18 protein-coding genes are annotated in these 15,643 nt (G+C 36.4%); 16 read left to right on the forward strand and 2 right to left on the reverse strand.

Translation table 11 applies throughout. The annotated features are described in order from the left end of the window. Positions 1–3 precede the first annotated feature (3 nt). The 4 genes from ABH957_RS24200 (at position 4) to ABH957_RS24215 (ending at position 1,740) form a co-directional block, all read left to right on the forward strand. Positions 4–285 carry a YkvA family protein gene (locus ABH957_RS24200; RefSeq protein WP_000733852.1) on the forward strand — a complete coding sequence of 94 codons (282 nt, stop codon included), beginning with the start codon at positions 4–6 and terminating at the stop codon, positions 283–285. Positions 286–296: 11 nt separating this feature from the next. Then, a complete protein-coding gene (locus ABH957_RS24205; protein WP_002010780.1) occupies positions 297–902 on the forward strand; it encodes a DedA family protein in 606 nt (201 codons plus the stop codon). Between the two features lie 110 nt (positions 903–1,012). Beyond that, positions 1,013–1,381: a DUF3992 domain-containing protein gene (locus ABH957_RS24210; RefSeq protein ID WP_404446133.1), complete on the forward strand. Its 369-nt coding sequence runs from the start codon at positions 1,013–1,015 to the stop codon at positions 1,379–1,381. Between the two features lie 20 nt (positions 1,382–1,401). Continuing rightward, positions 1,402–1,740, forward strand: coding sequence for a DUF3992 domain-containing protein (locus ABH957_RS24215; protein ID WP_404455466.1), 339 nt, complete (start codon positions 1,402–1,404; stop codon positions 1,738–1,740). Between the two features lie 63 nt (positions 1,741–1,803). Here ABH957_RS24215 and ABH957_RS24220 read toward each other — a convergent pair whose 3' ends face one another. Continuing rightward, positions 1,804–2,223, reverse strand: coding sequence for an S-Ena type endospore appendage (locus ABH957_RS24220; protein WP_404455469.1), 420 nt, complete (start codon positions 2,221–2,223; stop codon positions 1,804–1,806). Positions 2,224–2,527: 304 nt separating this feature from the next. Here ABH957_RS24220 and ABH957_RS24225 point away from each other — a divergent pair, with 304 nt between their 5' ends. Continuing rightward, positions 2,528–4,990, forward strand: a complete 2,463-nt coding sequence (locus tag ABH957_RS24225; RefSeq protein ID WP_404512374.1) for a LamG-like jellyroll fold domain-containing protein — start codon at positions 2,528–2,530, stop codon at positions 4,988–4,990. A gap of 80 nt (positions 4,991–5,070) precedes the next feature. Next, positions 5,071–5,274: a hypothetical protein gene (locus ABH957_RS24230; RefSeq protein WP_000391506.1), complete on the forward strand. Its 204-nt coding sequence runs from the start codon at positions 5,071–5,073 to the stop codon at positions 5,272–5,274. Between the two features lie 144 nt (positions 5,275–5,418). Here the strand turns inward: ABH957_RS24230 and bcaP are convergent, their stop codons facing one another. Next, complete coding sequence (gene bcaP, locus ABH957_RS24235) at positions 5,419–6,822, reverse strand: branched-chain amino acid transporter BcaP (RefSeq protein ID WP_404512376.1); 1,404 nt, start codon at positions 6,820–6,822, stop codon at positions 5,419–5,421. 289 nt (positions 6,823–7,111) lie between these two features. Between bcaP and ABH957_RS24240 the strand changes: the two genes are divergently transcribed. The 10 genes from ABH957_RS24240 to ABH957_RS24285 all read left to right on the forward strand — a co-directional run bounded on the left by ABH957_RS24240 (position 7,112) and on the right by ABH957_RS24285 (position 15,643). Continuing rightward, positions 7,112–8,239, forward strand: a complete 1,128-nt coding sequence (locus ABH957_RS24240) for a cation:proton antiporter (RefSeq protein WP_016094715.1) — start codon at positions 7,112–7,114, stop codon at positions 8,237–8,239. 124 nt (positions 8,240–8,363) lie between these two features. Beyond that, complete coding sequence (locus ABH957_RS24245; RefSeq protein WP_404491818.1) at positions 8,364–8,693, forward strand: outer surface protein; 330 nt, start codon at positions 8,364–8,366, stop codon at positions 8,691–8,693. Positions 8,694–8,710: 17 nt separating this feature from the next. Beyond that, positions 8,711–9,574, forward strand: a complete 864-nt coding sequence (locus tag ABH957_RS24250; protein WP_002010793.1) for a MurR/RpiR family transcriptional regulator — start codon at positions 8,711–8,713, stop codon at positions 9,572–9,574. A 155-nt stretch (positions 9,575–9,729) separates the two neighbouring features. Next, the gene (murQ, locus tag ABH957_RS24255) at positions 9,730–10,614 is read left to right on the forward strand and encodes an N-acetylmuramic acid 6-phosphate etherase (RefSeq protein WP_002166328.1); all 885 of its coding nucleotides are present in this window, start codon (positions 9,730–9,732) and stop codon (positions 10,612–10,614) included. 23 nt (positions 10,615–10,637) lie between these two features. Further along, positions 10,638–12,002, forward strand: a complete 1,365-nt coding sequence (locus ABH957_RS24260) for a PTS transporter subunit EIIC (protein WP_002125455.1) — start codon at positions 10,638–10,640, stop codon at positions 12,000–12,002. Positions 12,003–12,053: 51 nt separating this feature from the next. Further along, positions 12,054–13,112 (forward strand): DUF871 domain-containing protein, encoded by a 1,059-nt coding sequence (locus ABH957_RS24265; protein ID WP_404491817.1) that lies wholly within the window; start codon positions 12,054–12,056, stop codon positions 13,110–13,112. Between the two features lie 168 nt (positions 13,113–13,280). Further along, positions 13,281–13,685 carry a DoxX family protein gene (locus tag ABH957_RS24270; protein ID WP_404512378.1) on the forward strand — a complete coding sequence of 135 codons (405 nt, stop codon included), beginning with the start codon at positions 13,281–13,283 and terminating at the stop codon, positions 13,683–13,685. 182 nt (positions 13,686–13,867) lie between these two features. Continuing rightward, positions 13,868–14,668, forward strand: coding sequence for an MBL fold metallo-hydrolase (locus ABH957_RS24275; RefSeq protein ID WP_404491816.1), 801 nt, complete (start codon positions 13,868–13,870; stop codon positions 14,666–14,668). Then, positions 14,668–15,072, forward strand: coding sequence for a nuclear transport factor 2 family protein (locus ABH957_RS24280; protein ID WP_002140494.1), 405 nt, complete (start codon positions 14,668–14,670; stop codon positions 15,070–15,072). The genes ABH957_RS24275 and ABH957_RS24280 overlap by 1 nt, the downstream gene beginning before the upstream one ends. A gap of 88 nt (positions 15,073–15,160) precedes the next feature. Further along, positions 15,161–15,643 carry a PRK06770 family protein gene (locus tag ABH957_RS24285; RefSeq protein ID WP_404446160.1) on the forward strand — a complete coding sequence of 161 codons (483 nt, stop codon included), beginning with the start codon at positions 15,161–15,163 and terminating at the stop codon, positions 15,641–15,643.

A 15,643-nucleotide genomic window follows, 5' to 3' on the forward strand; every position in this document is an offset into this window, starting at 1 on the left:
AAAATGAAAAAACTTATTAGTAGATTAAGAGTTGTATTTCATGTTCGTCGTTTCGTTCCATTCCTATTTGACTTTTTTACTTCAAAAGAGGTTTCAATAAAGAAGAAAATTTTATCTGTTGCTTTTTTAGTTGGGTATGTTGCGATGCCGCTTGATTTAATTCCAGACTTCCTGCCGTTTATCGGTATTTTAGATGATATTGGAATTGTGTTATTCATTTTGAACCGAATTGTAAAGATGGCGCCAGTTCAATTACAAGAAAAGCATAACGTAAACGTAGGATAGGAGTTGAAAATATGGAGCAAATTATTTTAGATATAATCGAGTTTTTAAAGCAGTTTTCTTATTTTGGAGTTGTGTTAGCATTAACGTTTGAATTTATTCCAGCAGAAGTAGTTTTGCCCATGGTTGGGTATTGGGTATATGAGGGAGATATGAATTTTTGGCTAGCTGTATTAGCTGGAACGCTTGGCGGAACGACAGGACCTTTAACGTTATATGCGCTCGGGTATTACGGTGGTCGTCCTCTATTAATAAAATACGGGAAATACTTCTTCATTAAAGAAGAACAAATTCAAAAAGCAGATGATTTCTTTGAAAAATATGGACCGGTTGTAGCATTTGTTGGACGCTTTGTGCCAGGAGTTCGAACGCTTATTTCCGTTCCATGTGGTATGGCGAAAATGAACATATGGAAATTTAGCATATATACATTTGTAGCAATGTTCCCATTAACGACTTTGTATATTTATTTTGGAATGAAATTAGGTCCGCATTGGGAAAAAGCAGCGGGTGTTGTTGGACAATATATGCTACCGATATTAGCCGTCGTTCTTATTATTGTAGGTGGTATTTTAATCTATAAATTTATGAAAAAACGAAACAGATCGGAATCTATCTAGTCATTGGTAATGGAATTTGCATATTTTTTGAAAATAGATGAATAGTACAGGCAAAAGACTCTGAGGGACATACACATATAGGGAATATAAAAGAGAGAGGGGAAACAACTATGTCTTGTGAGTGCTCAGGGTCAGCATTAACTTGCTGTCCAGATAAAAATTTTGTACAAGATAAAGTGTGTAGTCCATGGTCAGGAACTGTAGTTGCTACTGCAATTACAAATGTGCTGTATAACAACAATATTAATCAAAATATGATTGGAACAGGGTTCGTTAGGTATGACGTCGGGCCAGGTCCAATCACGCTGACAGTTTTGGATGCAACAGGAGCTACACTTGATACACAAACATTAAATCCTGGAACGAGTATAGCTTTTACGTACCGTCGTTTCCAGACAATTGAAGTAACTTTACCTGCTGGAACAGCTGGAACATATCAAGGAGAGTTTTGTATAACAACACGTTATCCACTTTCATAATAGAAAAGGAGAGGACTAAGATGTGCAATTCTAACTTATCATGCTGTTCCAGTAAAACACTTGTTCAAGATCAGGTGTGTATAGATTGGGCTGCTACTGGTGCGGTCACTGAAACGGTATATACGAATAATATTACACAAGACCTGTACGCATCTGGATATATAAAATATGATGTGGGTGTAAATCCAGTTACAGTAAACTTTCTAGTAGGAGCGACAGTAGTTAATACAATTACTGTACAACCACAAAGTAGTGGATCGTTTACAGTAAGGTATTTTACTACAATTCAAATTGTAACAACAGGGACGGCAACGAGCCAAGGGCAATTATGCCTTACAGTGCGTTATCCGATTTCATAAGGAAAAGCATACCGTAATGGTATGCTTTTTTGTATAGTTTGTAAGTTAGGGTGGTAAAGAATTTTATAAGCAAAATGAGAATTGGCAACAATATTTTCCCTCTATATATTGAATTGGGTTATTTGGAATATTAATGATTGTCACAGATTGTAATGATTGACCTGTATATGACATTGTGTTGCCAGGATAGACAGTAAAAGTATTTGTCACCTGCCCAATAATTTGAACGGTAACCCCTCCGGTACTACTAGTGCTATTATACACAGAAATGGTACCTGATATTTTAAGTAAACCATCTCCTTCCCATAAAACTAATGTGGAATTTTCAGAAGGTGGAGGGATTTCTTTTGTTATAAAAAAATTACCAGCAAATTCATTCGTGACTAGTTCACAGCTTGGTGGTTTAGGTGGATTAGGTGGATCGTAGGGAGGGCAGATGATAGATAAAGGGGCATAGCAGCCGATATTTTTTTTACAAGCCATTAATAGTTCCTCCCTTCATAGTTTCTTTTTATTACTATTAAATGTTGTAAAACGATAGTTGTGTTAATAAAGGGGCGAAAAATTTCACGAAAGATGTTTAATAGGCTTACAGCTAGTAATAAGTTATGAGAGTCTGTAAGACAAAAGGTGGTTGTATAAGATAATACAAATAATGTGGGATGTTACACAAAATTGACTGTATATTTACAAGAATTAAATAAATTTCATTCTTAATTCAAACTAAGTTAATATGCATTCGATACAATAACCATTGTAAATAGTTTATTATATGAGGAGGATTTACGTGGAAAGAACTGCTTTAAGAAAAGTAAAAGGACTTATTGGATTATTGATGGTTTTTGTATTAGCATTCGTGTCATTTCCGTGGAGTGCGTCGGTTAAAGCGGAAGAGAAAAAGCAAGAAAAGGCACCAAGTGAGAAGAAGCTTGTTTTTCCAGTTGTAAGTGATGTGCATATTAAAGATAGTGGAACAGATGATACGTTCCGCTGGAAAAGAGCGATTGAGCAATTTAATACGCTTGCACCAAAGCAAGATGCGTTTGTCATTGTAGGTGATTTTACTGATTCGGGTTCAGTAAAGCAATATGATCGTTTTATGCAAGTGTATAACGAAAATGCAAATAAAGATGCGGTACGAATGAATTCTCTAGGTAATCATGATTATTGGAACGGCTTATCTGTAGAGGGAGCACAGAAGCGTTTCTTAGAAAAGACAGGAATGGAATCGATTTATTATCATAATGTAGTAAAAGGGTATCACTTTATCGTAATGTCACCAGAGGATGGAACAACGCATGGCTATTATTCGGACAAGCAAATTAATTGGTTAAAAGAAGAAATGGCAAAGGCACAAAAAGATGATCCAGAAAAACCGATTTTTGTGTTTTTACATCAACATATTAAAGATACAGTGTACGGTAGCCAAGAATGGGGAACGAAAGATAGTGCAAAAATTAATGCGGTATTAAAAGAATACCCACAAGTAATTACGTTTTCAGGTCATTCACATTATCCGTTAGATGATCCAAGATCGATTCATCAAAAAGACTTTACGTCTGTTGGAACATCTTCTGTAAGCTATATGGAAGTTGAAGGTGGTAAAGTACAAGGGAATATCCCGCCAGGAGCTAGTACATTAAGCCAAGGTTTATTAGTAGAGGTAGATGACAAAGAGGTAACGATTAATCGCCGTGATTTCCATACAAACTCTTGGACAGGTGAGCCTTGGAAAATTAAATTACCAACGAAAAAAGAAGGATTCAACTATGTAGAAGATCGTGATAAAGAAAAGCCATACTTTGCGAAGGATGCAAAGCTTGCTGTATCAAATGTAACGGAAAATGCGGCAACAGTAACATTCCCGCAAGCATTGGACAACCTTCTTGTTCATTCTTATCGCTTGCAAGCAAAGGATAAACAAACAGGTGAGATTAAAAATAAGCTATTAGCGTTCTCTGAATTTTATCGTGATCCAGTGCCAAAAGAACTTACATTTACGCTTGCTGGATTAGATGGCAGGAAATCATATGCACTTGAAGTGGTTGCAATTGATTCGTTTGGCAATGAAAGTGAGCAACCATTAACTGCAGAAATCACAACGAAAAAAGATAATATTGATCCTAATGTGAAAGTACCAAAGGCAGACGTTTTTGATGTGAATTTCTTAGATGGTACATTTAAAGATAACTCACCGTTTGGGACGAAAGGTGATGTGAAAGGGAATGTATTTATTGAATATGATAAAGCTCTGAAAATAAATGTAATGAAATTAAATGGAAAAGCAAATACATTTGGGTACCTTCCATTTTCAGCAGCACAAAAAGAAAAAGTAGCGAATACGTTTACGTTAGAAACTGTATTTTCGATGAATGAAATTCGTGGACAAGGAATTTTACAAAATACAGAGAGTGGCGGAATTGGTTTTGAATCTACAGGAAATGGATATGTAGAACTATGGGCTCATATTGGTGGCAGTTATAAACGTGTAGGCGTTCAATTAGCAGCAAACAAAACGTATCATTTAACAGGAACGTATAACGGTAGTGAAGTAGCAATTTATGTAGATGGTAAAAAAGTAAATAGTCAACCAGCTCAAGGGAAAGTATATCACCCGAACGTGCCATTTGCACTTGGTGCAGACCCAGATAGTAACGGAAATGGTGGTATTCCGTTAAATGGACAAATTGCGCTTGCAAAATTATATAGTAAAGCGTTGAGCTCTTCAGAAGTATTAGCAGCATATAACGAGTTTTCTAATCGTACAAAATTAGAGCAAGTAAATGCGTTATATGAAGAGATTGCGAAAGTGAAAGAAGTATTGGCAGGTACTTATGAATTTGGTGAAAAACCAGGTCAGTATTCACAAGCAGCTTTTAACGAATTACAAAGAAGTTATGACAATGCAAAGAAAGTGTTTGAGAATATAGCAAGTACAGGAGAACAAATTGTTCAAACGTATAATGAATTAAAAACAGCAAACCAAACATTTGTACAATCAAAGGTAGCAGAAGAACAGCCAAAAACACCGAAAGAAAAATTACAAGTGAATATTGAATCTGCAAAAGCTTTAGTAAAGAAAGCGCAAGATGGAAATGTAACAGACGGTTCTGTTAAATCATTAAGTCAAAAAATCACAGTTGCGGAAGCTGTGTTAAAAGATAAAAATGTAAAAGATGAGTATGTGGAATCAATGAATCGTACGCTAGAGCACGCTATTTCACTTGTTGAAAAAAGCATCAACAAATAAGGTGTAAGAAAAAGAAGCTTATCATGATAGGCTTTTTTTTTGTTATACTAAAAGTAGTATAGAAAAAGGGAGCGAATAATTTGGAAGAGAAAAAGCTAAAAAGAATTCTTGAATATGTATGGATCGCCGTTGTGCTCCTTGTAGGATATTATTTATTAAAAGATAAAAGTATATGGATTCTATTTTTAATGACATTTTTATTAGCGGGATTAGGAACGCTATTTATTAACTTTTTCTTTGATAGTGTAAACGCGTGGAGAAAGAAAAAGAAAGAGACGAAGTAAGGGAGAATAAAGTGAAACTTTAATCAGTGGGAGTCTTAATGCCCGGCAAATAGCGGGATAAGTATACAAAAGTTGATCGGTATATTTTTCGTTTTACAATCGTTAATGAAAATAGCTCGCCTTTATTATAGGCGAGCTATTTTTTTATACTTCTTTTTTCTCATCATTTGTTTTTTTAGTAGCTAAATGACTATGTTTTCTAGAGTAGAAGAAGTATACGCATAAACCGACTATAAGCCAAAATGAAAAGCTGATCCATGTCGTTTTGGACAAATTAGTCATTAAATATAAACAACAAAGAATAGCGACAACCGGTAGTACAGGTACGAGTGGTGTGCGGAAGCCTCGTTTTAAATCAGGATGAGTTTTCCGTAAAATAAGTACAGCAAAGCAAACGAATGTGAAGGCTGTTAACGTACCGATGTTTACTAAATTCGCTAGTAAATGTAGGTCTAAAAGTCCTGCTAATAAAGCTGCAAATACTCCAGTAATCCATGTGTTTAATAAAGGGATTTTTACTTTTTTATTTACGCGTGATAAAGCTTTTGGGAGTAAGCCGTCTCGGCTCATTGCATAAGAAACACGAACTTGTCCATACATAACGACTAAAAGAACGGTTGTCATTCCTGTCATCGCACCAACTGCAAGTAGCCCCGCAATAGTATCTTCACCAACGAAATGTAGTGCAAATGCAACTGGATCAGAAACGTCTAATTGCGTATAAGGAACCATGCCTGTTAAAACGAAAGATACGATCATGTATAAAACTGTACAAATAAGAAGGGAACCTATAATGCCAATTGGTAAATCACGCTGCGGTTTTTTCGTTTCTTCTGCCGCGGTTGCGATTGCATCAAAACCTAAAAAGGCGAAGAAGACAGTCGCAGCTCCGGTAATAATACCGTCGTACCCGAATGGAATGAACGGTGTCCAATTTTCAGGCTTTACATATTTTGCGCCTGCTACGATAAAGGTGATAATAACTGCTAATTTGATAAGGACCATAACATTATTAATGCGTGCGCTTTCGCGTATACCAAAACTTAAAAGCCCAGTAATGAGAAGTAAAATACAAACAGCTGGTAAATCAATGAGACCACCTTTTCCTGTACCAGGGGCCGAGGAAATAATGGTGGGAAGGTGTATATTGAACCCTTGAAGCAATGATTGTAAGTATCCAGACCAGCCAACAGCTACCGCTGCAACAGCGAGTAAATATTCGAGCATTAAACACCAACCAACGATAAAGGCGACGACTTCCCCGACTGTCATGTATGCGTAAGTATACACACTTCCTGAGACAGGAATAGAAGAAGCAAATTCGGCATAACAAAAGGCTACACAAGCACAAGTAAATGCAGCAATAAGGAATGATAGCATAATACCAGGGCCAGAATGTTTTGCCGCTACGATACCTGTTAATACAAAAATCCCTGTCCCAATTACGGCGCCGATTCCTAAAAACGTTAAATCAAGTGCCGTTAATGTTCGATCTAGCTGTCTTGGTGATTCAGTACTAAGTGCTTTTTTTCGTAATAATGACTTCACTTTGAACTCTCCTCCTTTAGTTTTCATTTCCATAACTGCGAATATAGTACGAGCCCATTGGAAAAGAGTATGTAAGTGAATGAAAATACAGTTATGGTATGTAGTTTTTTAAAATTTCTGGGTTAATCTTATTATAATTCAGAATATTTTGTCAAATAAAATTTTAACAAATAAAAAGCCGGTTGTAAGGAGAAACTATGTGCAGAAATAGATGCAGGTTAACAATCAGTAGAGATGAAGAATAATCCACTGATTAAAGTTTTACTTTATTATAGTAGGAGAAGATGTTATGTTATTTTATTTTGAACTTGTCGTCATTTTACTTTGTACGAAATTAGCTGGTGATATTAGCGTTAGACTTGGCCAGCCTTCTGTACTCGGTAAATTAATCGTTGGTATTATTATCGGTCCGGCTTTGCTAGGTATTATTAATAGTTCAGAACTTATTGATGAGCTTAGCGAAATTGGTGTTTTGCTACTTATGTTTATGGCGGGACTTGAAACAGATTTAGAAGAGTTGAATCGGAATTTAAAATCTGCATTCGCAGTAGCGATGGGAGGAATTATTTTCCCATTCCTTGGTGGGTATTTAGCGGGGCTTGCTTTTGGAATGTTACAGTCGCATGCGATCTTTTTAGGGTTATTACTTTGTGCCACATCGGTTAGTATTTCTGTTCAAACGCTAAGAGATTTAGGGAAAATGAATACGAGAGAAAGTACGACGATTTTAGGTGCAGCTGTATTTGATGATGTAATTGTCGTTATTTTATTAGCGTTTGTCATGAGTTTTTTAGGCACACAAGATGTAAATGTAACGCTTGTCATTGCAAAGAAAATCATCTTTTTTGTAAGTATTGTTTTCATCGCTTGGAAAGTTGTTCCGTGGATTATGAAAATGCTCGTACCACTTCGCGTAACAGAAGCATTAATTAGTGCAGCTCTTATTATTTGTTTCTCTTTTTCGTATTACAGTGAAATGATGGGGATTGCAGGTATTATTGGAGCATTCGCAGCTGGAATTGCCATTTCTCAAACAGAGTATAAGCATGAAGTGGAACATAAAATTGAACCAATTGCTTATGCAATATTTGTTCCAGTGTTCTTCGTAAGTATCGGAATGGAAATTACATTTCAAGGTATCGGAAGCCAGCTTTGGTTCATTATCATCATGACTCTTATTGCGATATTCACAAAGTTAATCGGATCAGGTTTAGGCGCAAGACTGACAGGATTCAACCTTCAATCTTCTATTAGTATCGGTGCGGGAATGGTTTCGCGCGGAGAAGTGGCGCTTATCATCGCAGCAAATGGACTTGCGGCGAATTTGTTAGCGAAAGAAAATTTCACAGCGATTGTCATTGTTGTTATATTGACGACAATTATTACGCCGCCGCTTTTGAAGAAGTATTTTGTATAGAGAGGAAGGGCTTATCTGATGTAGGTAAGCTCTTTTTTTATTGCAAAATGCAGTGGTCATGTAGCATGAATGGATTGTAATTATGATAAAATCTATGTATGTGATATGACAAGGAGAGGGAAGTGTGAAGATTACAAAGGGGAAAGTTATAGGTGTAATCATACTTATTGCACTATGTATACCATTTACTGCATGGAAAGAGTCAAAAGTGGAAAATTTTCCAGTTTCTATTTTTTCTTCCTATGTAGAAGACGAAAATCCGAAAGACTATAAGTACACTGCTTTTGTACCTGACTTTGCAATTTGGATACATGGATGGGAAAAACAGCGATCTGAAGGTGAAATAACGTCATATAAAAAAGGGGATCGAACTGTAATTGTTCACCATCCACCTGGCAATGATGGTTTTTATCTATATGATACAAATGATATTAGAGAATATACGCAACCATAAGAAGTGGAGGTTAAATAGTGAAAGCTTCAACATTACTATTTAAAATTGAAAGTAATATGGATCAATTTTCACCAGCCGAAAAGAAGGTTGCCATGTACATAATGGAGAATGCAGAAATTGTTCCGAACTTAACGACGAAAGAAGTGTCAACGAATGCAGGCGCAAGTGAGGCAAGTGTTGTTCGCTTTTGTAAGTCGATTGGGATTGGGAGCTTTAAATCATTTAAAATCGCGCTCGTTCGTGAATTAACGATTGCTGATTATAATATTAATGATTTTTCAGTGATGAATACGGAAGATGGACCGTACGACTTGTTTAATAAAGTTACATATGTGAATAAAGCTGCAATTGAGGCGAGCGTTACTGCGATAGATAAAAAGGAACTTGAGAAAGCTGCAGATCGTATTGTAAATGCGGATAAAATTATATTTTACGGAGTAGGCGGATCGGCTACTCCGGCGATGGACGGGGCTTATAAATTTACAAGGCTCGGATTTACAGCGATGATGCTATCTGATTTTCATATGATGTTGCCACTCGTCACGAATTTAAAAGAGGGAGATATATTTGTGGCGATTTCAACTTCTGGGCGGACGAAAGATGTGCTCGAAATGGCGCAATATGCGAAGAAGCGAGGGGCTACAGTTATTGCGATTACGAAGCTAGACCAATCATCTCCGTTATATAAAGCGGCAGACATTCGCCTTTGTATGCCAGATGTAGAGCAAGACCATCGCATTGCGAGTATTGCTTCGAGAATGACGCAACTGAATATGATTGATGCTTTATATGTGATTACTTTCAATCGAATTGGTAATAAAGTATTAGATCAATTTATGGAGACGAGAGAAGAAGCATTACGGTTACGGAAATTGAAGTAGAAGAAAAGATGGGGAGACTCATCTTTTTTATTATCTTTGACACAAATATGTCATGTTGTGAAATTTTATTTCATAAAATAAGAAAGAGTTATTGATTTTTAGTTTCTTAAAGTTATAATAAAAGTGTGAAATATAATTTCGAAGAGGGTGGCAATATGTTAGAGAATTTATCGACAGAACACCGTAATGAGAAAACGATGAATCTAGATGAGATGAGTATAAAAGAAGTGTTACAAAGTATGAATGAAGAAGATCGAACTGTTGCGTTAGCAGTTGAAAATGAAATAGAAGAAATTGAAAAGGTTGTACAAATTGTTACTAAGTCTTTTGAAGAAGAAGGCCGTTTAATTTATATTGGGGCTGGTACGAGTGGCCGTTTAGGCATTTTAGACGCAGTAGAATGTCCCCCGACATTTGGAACAGATGATAACATGGTTCAAGGATTTATAGCAGGTGGATTGAAAGCGTTTACTAAGGCGGTGGAAGGTGCCGAAGATCGTGAAGAGTTAGCAAAAGAAGATTTAAAAAGTATTGGATTAAACGAGAAAGATACGGTTATTGGAATTGCAGCAAGTGGTAGAACACCCTATGTAATTGGCGGATTGAAATATGCAAGTAGCGTGGGAGCAAGTACAGCTAGTATTTCCTGTAATAAAAATGCTGAAATAAGTAAATATGCAAAACTAAATGTGGAAGTGGAAACAGGCGCAGAAATATTAACAGGCTCAACACGGTTGAAGGCTGGCACAGCGCAAAAGTTAGTACTCAATATGATTTCTACAGCGTCTATGATTGGTGTAGGGAAAGTATATAAAAACTTAATGGTAGATGTTCAATCTACAAATGAAAAATTGGTAGAACGCTCAAAACGAATTATTGTTGAAGCGACAGGCGCTAGTTATGAAGTAGCTACAGAGTGTTATGAGAAAGCAGATCGAAATGTGAAAGCTGCAATCGTTATGATATTACTACAGTGTGAATATGGGGAAGCACTAGAAAAATTAAAAGGTGCGAAAGGATTTGTGAAGAAAGCACTTTAAACTTTGGGGAGGGGGATTCTATTATGAAGAAAGAAGAGAGAATGGCCAAAGAAATTTCAGAGCAGCTTGGGGGAGTAAAAAATATTCGTGGCATTGCTCATTGTATGACGAGGTTACGATTAACGCTTCATGATGAAAGTAAAGTGAACATGGACCTTTTAAAAAAGGTTGAAGGTGTTATGGGAGTGATTGAAGATGAAACACTTCAAGTTGTTGTTGGGCCAGGGACAGTAAATAAAGTAGCAGCTGAGATGGAAGATTTAACGGGACTGCGAATTGGTGAGGTGGCAGATCACCACCTTGAAGATCTTGGGCAAGAGATGAAGTCAGAGATTAAGAAGAAAAATAATACACCAGTGAAAAACTTTTTAAGAAAAATAGGAAGTATTTTCATTCCGCTAATTCCGGGACTTGTTGCGTCAGGAATTATAAATGGGGTTGCTAACTTTGCGAAAAACGCAGGTGCTGACCCGAATGCAACGTGGCTACAAATGCTACTACTTATTGGCGGCGGTATCTTTACATTCTTAGGAATTTTAGTCGGTTGGAATACAGCGAAAGAATTTGGCGGGACACCAGTTCTTGGGGCAATTGCAGGTATTTTAATTTTCAACCCAGCGATGGCGAATGTAAAATTATTTGGTGAAGCGCTCGTACCCGGACGGGGCGGATTATTTGCAGTTATTTTTGCAGCATGGCTTATGGTTGTAGTTGAGAGACGAGTGCGAAAAGCTGTGCCAAATGCAGTTGATATTATTGTGACACCACTCATTACTGTATTAGCTGTAAGTATAGTAACGATGTTAGCGATTCAGCCAGTAGCAGGCTTCTTATCTGATGGTATTACAAGCGGTATTAATGCAATTTTAAATGTTGGCGGAGCATTTGCTGGAGCTGTGCTTGCCGGAACATTTTTACCTCTCGTAATGGTCGGATTACATCACGGTTTAACACCGATTCATATGGAATTTATTAATCAAACGCACGTAACGCCTTTATTACCAGTATTAGCAATGGCTGGCGCTGGGCAAGTAGGAGCAGCAATTGCGATTTATGTGAAAACAAAAAATAAACGCCTTCGTAATGTGATTAAAGGTGGATTACCAGTAGGATTTTTAGGAATTGGCGAACCGCTATTATACGGGGTTACATTGCCACTTGGGAAACCGTTTATTACTGCTTGTTTAGGAGCGGCTGTCGGTGGTGCATTCCAAGCTGTTATGAAAACGGCTTCACTCGGAATAGGTGTATCAGGATTATCATTAATTCCGTTAATTGCTGATAATAAATATTTATTATATTTCCTTGGATTAGTAGTGGCATATATTTTCGGATTCATCTTTACGTACTTCTTCGGCTTTAAAGAAGAAATGGCAGAAAACATATAGAGAAAGGGATTCCTTTCTCTTTTTTTTATATTAATAGAAGGAGAGATTTATATGATAGGAGTTTCAATTTATCTTTCAAAAGAGCGAGTAGAGAAACAAGAAGCATGGTTAAAACTAGCAAAAGAAAACGGATTTTCATCTGTTTTTACATCTCTTCACATTCCAGAAGATGATCCGAATACGTATAAGGAGTTAATTCAAATACTTGGGAAACAAGCTCTCGAAAATGAAATGGAATTAATGGTCGATGTCTCTCCAAAATCGTTAAACCATTTAGGCATAACGTATGAAAATGTGGAAGAATTATTAGAGTGGGGCATTACTGGTTTACGAATGGATTACGGAATTATGTCAAAAGAAATTGCGAGTGTATCGCGTAGGATGAAGGTAGCGTTAAACGCGAGTACGATTACAGAATCATTTTGGAAAGAGTTACTTGCGGAAAATATACGAGTAGATCGAGTAGAAGCGTGGCATAATTTTTATCCACGTCCAGAAACAGGACTAGCAAAGTCGTTTTTGCAAAAACAAAATAAATATTTACATGAGTGCGGAATAAAAACGATGGCGTTTATTCCGGGAGATGGTGAAAAACGCGGTCCGTTATATGAGGGCTTACCAACTTTAGAAAAGCACCGCAGTATGCGCCCGCTTCAAGCATATTTAGAACTTGTGCAAGATTGTGCTGTTGATAAAGTTTTAATTGGCGATATAAGCGGGAGTTTAGAAAGTGTACAAGAAATAGCAAGTGCGAGTGGTGGGATTATTCCGGTGCGGTATCAATCGTTTATAAATGATAGCGACACAGTGCAACTGATAGAACGAGTGCATACGAACCGGCTTGATCCGGCTCGTGACGTAATTCGCTCTGTAGAATCAAGAGAAGAAAATAAAGTTGCATTACAACCGATAAATACAATTTCAAGAAAACGAGGCAGTATTACAATTGATAATGAATTGTACGGTAGATATGCTGGTGAAATGCAAATAGTTATAAATGATTTACCTGAAGATAGGAAAGTGAATGTTGTTGGAATGGTGATGGAAGAAGATGTGTCTTTATTGTCTTATATAGGTGCTGGGAAAAATTTTCAACTTTTTTCTAAGTAATAGAGCGAAAGCTTGAATTAGCACTATTTTATAAAAAACATTATCTGCAAAAAGGATAATGTTTTTGGGTTTCTTTAAAAAAGTATTTGACGAATGAAAAGAAATACCGTATTGTTTTGTCTTGTGAATAAATGTTCACCATAACAAAACAAAAAAGGAGAGTTCAGAATGAATCAATATATTGGGAATTTAATTATTCGTATCGTATTAGGAGTTACTTTTTTTGCACACGGTTTAGCAAAGTTTCAATCAGGTATAGATAACGTAGCAGGATGGTTTACAAGCATCGGTTTACCAGATGGTCTTGCATACGGCGTAGCAACAGTTGAATTAGTTGGTGGTATATTATTGATTATCGGTTTAGGCGTGAGGTATGTAGGATTGTTATTCGCTCTTATTTTGGCTGGAGCTATCGTAAAGGTAAATGGAGCAGCAGGCTTATTAGGAGATGGAAAGAATCCGGGATATGAATTAGATCTTGCATTATTATCAATGGGTGCGTATTTATTCGTTGTAAAAGCAGAAGGATATGTAGATCGTTTTTTAAAAGAGAAAGTAATGAAAACGAAGTAAATTTTATTTTTTAAGTGTTGACTTGACGACTTGGTGTAACTATAATGATTACAACGAGTCGATTAGTAATAAAATGATTCGTATATTTTTTTATTCTAGTTGTAACTAGTTTAGTTACAACTAGAATAAAGCTTAAAGAATAAAGGAATATAAAAGAGTAAATAAAAAGTGGAGGAAATAACATGTCAAAATTACATTTAGAGGTTTTTACAGGATCTGAGCAAGCATTTCAAGTTACATCCACAATTGTATACGGAGAAAAAGATGCAATTCTTATCGATGCACAATTTTTATTAAGTGATGCGCACCGTTTAGCAGCTCAAATTATTGAAACAGGAAAGAATTTAACTCATATTTATGTGACTCATTTCCATCCAGATCACTATTTTGGATTAAATGTATTACATGAAGCATTTCCAGAAGCGAAGATTGTTGCGTTACGGAATACTGTTGAAGATATTCGTAATACATTTGAGAAGAAAGTGGAACAGTGGAAACCATCTATTGGGCATAATGTTCCTCATCAACCAATTGTTCCAGATGAATTAACAGAAGAGAAATTGATTTTAGAGGGAAATGATTTAATCATTAAAGGTGGTTTGCAAGGTGATACACCGAATAATAGTTATGTATGGATTCCATCATTAAAAGCCGTTGTTACAGGCGATATCGTTTATAACAATACTTTCGTATGGACGTTAGAAACAGATGCTGAAGCTCGTCATAAATGGTTAGAAACATTAAGTGAACTTGAAAATCTTCATCCTGAAATTGTTGTAGCGGGTCATCGTGATTATGACGTACCAAATACAGCAGACGCGATTAAACATACTCGTAAATATTTAGTTGCATTTGATGAAGTTCTTGCAGGAAATCCTTCAAGTGAAGAAATTCAAACGGCAATAAAGGAACGATTCCCGCGCGTTAAAGCGTTAGAAATTGGACTTATTTTAGCGGCAAACGCGTTTGGGGCGAAAAAATAATGAAGCAAAAAACAAATTTAGAAATTATTCAAAGCACGTATGAAGGATCAGCTTCTTCGAATGCAAAACATTTAGCAGAAGCATTTTCTGAAAAAGTGGAATGGACAGAGGCAGAAGGTTTTCCGTACGGCGGAACGTATATAGGTACAGAAGCTATAATGGAAAATGTATTTAGTCGTTTAGGATCAGAATGGGATGATTATAAAGCGAGTGTAAAGACGTACCATGAAGTAAACGGAAAAGATGTGATTATTGCTGAAGGTGTTTATTCAGGAGTTTATAAAGAGACGGGAAAATCATTTGAGGCGGAATTTGTTCATGTATGGCAGCTTGAAAATGGAAAAATCGTGAAATTTAAGCAATATGTGGACAGTTACATTGTACGAGAAGCGATGAAGGCTTAAAATGAAATAAGGAAACAAATGGAATCGACTATGTGCAGGCGATTCCATTTGTTTATGTAATTATTAGGGGGAATGGGGAGTACATAATATGAAAAAATGGATAATAGGGGCAATTACAATGATTGTAATTGCGATAGGAGCTGTATTCGGTGTTACTAAACTTCTTAATTATATAGAGGAAGAGGAGAAGAGTCTTAAAACACAAAAAGTGATGAGCCAACAGGACAAGAAAGTTGCGGAAGAGAAGCCACAATTTAGTGAAGATGAAATTATTTCTACAATGCATAGGATGGTACATCAAAAAGTGAAATCATCTGATAAATGGGGATTTATCGAAATGACAAATAAGGAAATTCGTAGTGAGAAGAACGCAGTAGAAAGCAGTACAAATTTTAAATATAAAGCAAAGCTACTTTCTACTTTGGAGCGTTGGGAGAAAGGAGACTTTTCACAAACGGTTGAGGATCATAACTTTTTGTGGGAAATTCAAGGTGGTGATACCGGAAAGGCAACAGAACGTTTATCGCCAGAAGAAGAAAAGCAGTATGTGAAAGAAATGAAAGGTAAATAA

Source organism: Bacillus sp. RC242, from assembly GCF_044908245.1.
Lineage (GTDB): Bacteria > Bacillota > Bacilli > Bacillales > Bacillaceae_G > Bacillus_A > Bacillus_A mycoides.

Bases quoted from the DNA above. Each gene is read 5' to 3' on its own strand.
- ABH957_RS24240 (WP_016094715.1), top strand. From the start codon at position 7,112: ATGTTATTTTATTTTGAACTTGTCGTCATTTTACTTTGTACGAAATTA.
- ABH957_RS24265 (WP_404491817.1), top strand. From the start codon at position 12,054: ATGATAGGAGTTTCAATTTATCTTTCAAAAGAGCGAGTAGAGAAACAA.
- ABH957_RS24215 (WP_404455466.1), top strand. From the start codon at position 1,402: ATGTGCAATTCTAACTTATCATGCTGTTCCAGTAAAACACTTGTTCAA.
- ABH957_RS24200 (WP_000733852.1), top strand. From the start codon at position 4: ATGAAAAAACTTATTAGTAGATTAAGAGTTGTATTTCATGTTCGTCGT.
- ABH957_RS24275 (WP_404491816.1), top strand. From the start codon at position 13,868: ATGTCAAAATTACATTTAGAGGTTTTTACAGGATCTGAGCAAGCATTT.
- ABH957_RS24220 (WP_404455469.1), bottom strand. From the start codon at position 2,223: ATGGCTTGTAAAAAAAATATCGGCTGCTATGCCCCTTTATCTATCATC.
- ABH957_RS24280 (WP_002140494.1), top strand. From the start codon at position 14,668: ATGAAGCAAAAAACAAATTTAGAAATTATTCAAAGCACGTATGAAGGA.
- murQ (WP_002166328.1), top strand. From the start codon at position 9,730: ATGTTAGAGAATTTATCGACAGAACACCGTAATGAGAAAACGATGAAT.
- ABH957_RS24270 (WP_404512378.1), top strand. From the start codon at position 13,281: ATGAATCAATATATTGGGAATTTAATTATTCGTATCGTATTAGGAGTT.
- ABH957_RS24205 (WP_002010780.1), top strand. From the start codon at position 297: ATGGAGCAAATTATTTTAGATATAATCGAGTTTTTAAAGCAGTTTTCT.
- ABH957_RS24260 (WP_002125455.1), top strand. From the start codon at position 10,638: ATGAAGAAAGAAGAGAGAATGGCCAAAGAAATTTCAGAGCAGCTTGGG.
- ABH957_RS24210 (WP_404446133.1), top strand. From the start codon at position 1,013: ATGTCTTGTGAGTGCTCAGGGTCAGCATTAACTTGCTGTCCAGATAAA.
- ABH957_RS24285 (WP_404446160.1), top strand. From the start codon at position 15,161: ATGAAAAAATGGATAATAGGGGCAATTACAATGATTGTAATTGCGATA.